This window comes from Tardiphaga sp., from assembly GCF_028290495.1.
Classification (GTDB): Bacteria; Pseudomonadota; Alphaproteobacteria; order Rhizobiales; family Xanthobacteraceae; genus Tardiphaga.
Map to the genome: position 1 here is coordinate 1 of NZ_JAQGJT010000220.1, position 2,841 is coordinate 2,841.

The following is a 2,841-nucleotide window of genomic DNA, read 5'->3' on the forward strand; positions in this document are numbered from 1 at the left end:
CGGCGGGCATCCCGCTGGATGCACCGCACCGCAACTACAAGGACGCCCACCACAAACCCGAACTGGTCTACGCCATCAGCGACCGGTTCGAGGCGCTCTGCGGGTTTCGGCCGGTCGCGGCAACTCGCGGCGTCATCGAGAAGTTCGGAGACGATCCGCTCATCGCGGGGCTGCTCGACCGACTAATCGACGACTCGTCGCTTCCCGCCGTGTTCGAGTGGCTCATGTCGGGGGGCGAGGATGTCGCAAGGCTCCTCGAGCGAGTGGTGCAGGTAGCGCCGGGCGTGGACGGGATCGACGCCGCGACAGTCGTCTCCCTGAACGGGGACTATCCGGGCGACCCGGCATCCTGGTGGCGCTGCTGCTGAACCGGGTGACCGTGCGGAAGGGCGAGGTCGTCTACCTGCCGGCCGGCAACATCCACTCGTACCTGCACGGCCTCGGCATCGAGGTGCTTGCCGCTTCGGACAACGTGCTTCGCGGTGGGCTCACGCCCAAGCATGTTGATGTGCCCGAGCTGTTGCACGTCCTCGACTTTCGCCCGCTGCCTGTGCCGTTCCTCCGCCCGTCCGAGCCGACGGATGGCGTGCGAGTGTTCCAGCCGGATGTCCCGGACTTCGAGCTGGTCGTCATCGAGCCCGCAGGCGGCTCGGCCAGTTTCACGCCAGCGGGGGACGCCCTGCTGCTCTGCACCGAGGGCAGCTTTGCCGTCAGCAGCGCGACCGGTGAGCGGGTGGCCGCAAAGGGCCAGTCGTTATATGTTTCCGCTGACGAAGGCGAGTTTACGTTTACCGGAAACGGCACCGTGTTCATCGCAACGTCAAACGCCGCGGCTGAAAGCGCGGTTCCCCTCACGAATATTGCGGTGGGCGCGCCAGACGCTTAATGGGCGTGGTTAGCTATCGCGGACAGGGGCGCGAGCAGGGTTGTGAGGACGGGGTCGGTGCCGACGACGGAACTGACTTTGAAGATGCCGTTGATGCCGTCCGTGTGCGCGAAGGCGACACCGGTTGACCGGGAGAACGGCATGGAGGTCACCCCGGGCGGTGCGGTGACGTTGATGGTGACGGTTGCTGTGGAGTTGGCCAGGTGGTTGGTGTCGGTACCGCCGCCCGGCAGACCCAGGTTGAGAACCCCGCCGGGTCGGTAAGCGACTGTGAACGACAAGGTCAGCTTGCGCGAGACAGTGGTGGGGTTGTCGAGCGCGATGCGTGGCTGGTATGCCGAAAGGATCGTTGGCAGGAACGCGAAACCGTCACGGCCAACATCGGGAACGAAGTATGGGTAAACGGCGTGCGTCGTGCGGTATCCAATCGTGTGGATGTCGGCGGAGTTCAGGTTGGCGGTCGCATCCGCTGCCGCACCCGTCAGTGGGAAGTATTGGTACCGACTGCGGTCATTCGCGGTTGGGCTACCAAGCTCGGCCGTGACCTCGGCGAGCGTCGGCGCGGCAGCTGGCCCGTAGGCCTTCTCGTCGATGAGGACACCCGAGAAGCCAGCAGCGGATGCCGACACCAGCAGTTGTCTCATTGGCAGACGAGCGAGCTGGCTCTGCCAGTCGACGAGTGCCCGTCCTTTGATCCCGGCACCGGACCAGCGCAGTGTCGACGTGTGCAGGAACGGCATGAGCTGGTCTGAGTTCGACACCCCGCGGACCGCGGCCGTCTCGGGAAACCGTTGGTATGGGAGCTGCAGAATTGCCGCACCCTTCGGTACCGACTTCTCGATTGTCGCCACGAACCGGGCATCCGCACTGAACCTGGTGTTGTTGGCGGCATAGTGCGGGGTCGCGAAGACCGGCGCTGTCTGGTCGAAGAATCCGACCACGACGAGGATGACGCTGACTGCCGCAGCGATGATGGCACGTCGCGCGCGGCTCCAGTTGAACCTTCCACCGAAGCGCACGACACAGTAGTCGATGGCCACGCCCATCACCCCGAGGCTGAGGAGGGCGATAAAGATGCTGATTCTGTTCCAGCCGCGAATGTCGCTGGTGATGAAGCTGAGAAGAAACGATAGCCCGCCGACCATCGAAATTAGGAGCGCGACAAGGGTAAGTATCGACAGGTTGGCGAGTGCGTTGGTGCGAAACCGGTCACGGACGGGTACCGATCGATCACGTCGGCGACGCACGACGATGAGCGCGAATACGACCACGAGCGCGATCAGGAACCCGATCGATGCGACCAGACCGAGTGCCGGGTCCTCGTTGCTGCCGAAGATCTTGTCGTACTCAACCCGGATGATGTTCAGCGTGCTGATGCGATCGCCCGTCATGGGCAGGACAAGATCGCTGATGCGAAGGCTGAGGTCGTAGGTGCGCACGGGGGTTCGAGCCACCGCCTGCACGTTATCGCCATTGATCGCGGTGTAGACAAGCGGTGGTGCGAGGTTGATGAGCAGCACTACCACCAGTACCAGGCCTGCCATCGCGGCGCCGACGAATCGCCGCCACGCGTGGGTGCGGATGAGCGCGATGGTGCCGATGATCGCGAGGATGAGGATGGCGAACACGGCGAACTGGGTGTTCTGGGAGCCGAACAGAGCAAGGATGACGACGGTTTGGGCACCGCGGCCGGTGAAGATCCCGCGTGCGAAATGGGAGCCTGGGCGGGTGCCCCAGAGTGGGTCGCCGTTGGTGACGCGGTAGAGCAGGACCATGGCGAGGGGCACGAGGTAGTACTCGGAGTACCAGAGGTGGCTTTCGTTGCGCACGAAATGGTAGGGCGCGATGGCGAACAGGATGGCCATCGTGCCGGCCAGAATCCGGGAGAGCCCGACCACGCGGAAGAACCAGGCGGCGGTCAGCCCGGCGAGGGGGAAGCCAATGACGTAGTACAC

At 64.2% G+C, this 2,841-nt stretch carries 3 protein-coding genes; 2 read left to right on the top strand and 1 reads right to left on the bottom strand.

All coding sequences use genetic code 11. The features are described from left to right. Together JWQ24_RS28280 and JWQ24_RS28285 are read left to right on the top strand one after the other, a co-directional pair. Positions 1 to 368 (top strand): type I phosphomannose isomerase catalytic subunit (locus JWQ24_RS28280; RefSeq protein ID WP_299815859.1); only part of this gene is annotated, 368 nt, incomplete at its 5' end. Next, entirely contained in the window at positions 353 to 886 is a 534-nt protein-coding gene (locus tag JWQ24_RS28285; RefSeq protein ID WP_299815861.1) for a capsid cement protein, read from the top strand. The genes JWQ24_RS28280 and JWQ24_RS28285, both read left to right, overlap by 16 nt. Here the strand turns inward: JWQ24_RS28285 and JWQ24_RS28290 are convergent. Then, on the bottom strand, positions 883 to 2,841 hold a 1,959-nt coding region (locus JWQ24_RS28290), incomplete at its 5' end, for a hypothetical protein (RefSeq protein WP_299815863.1). The genes JWQ24_RS28285 and JWQ24_RS28290 overlap by 4 nt on opposite strands.